The 258-nt window shown below is 57.0% G+C and carries 1 tRNA gene; it reads right to left on the bottom strand.

Annotated features, from left to right (window positions below):
* Positions 1-115: 115 nt before the first annotated feature.
* Positions 116-203 (bottom strand) — tRNA-Ser (locus tag BTW07_RS19255).
* Positions 204-258: the final 55 nt, after the last annotated feature.

Below are 258 nucleotides of genomic sequence, written 5' to 3'. Positions count from 1 at the left end.
GGCGTTGGCGTCGTTGCTGGAACCCGTTTGCAACGGCGGATTTTCCTTCCTCCCTTTGAACATCATTCCAGGCATGAAAAAACCGGCTGCTGAGAGCCGGTTCTTTTCAATTCGGTGGCGGAGGGGGAGGGATTCGAACCCTCGAAGCCTTGCGACTTACACACTTTCCAGGCGTGCTCCTTCGACCACTCGGACACCCCTCCGCATTTTCGCTCTTCTCGTAACGGCTGTGCCGGTGCGTTCAGAACGGCGCACATA

The sequence above is a fragment of the Salinicola socius genome, from assembly GCF_001937195.1.
Lineage (GTDB): Bacteria > Pseudomonadota > Gammaproteobacteria > Pseudomonadales > Halomonadaceae > Salinicola > Salinicola socius.
The sequence above is the reverse complement of the archived record's forward strand: the minus strand, read 5'-3'. Positions and strand labels throughout refer to the sequence as shown.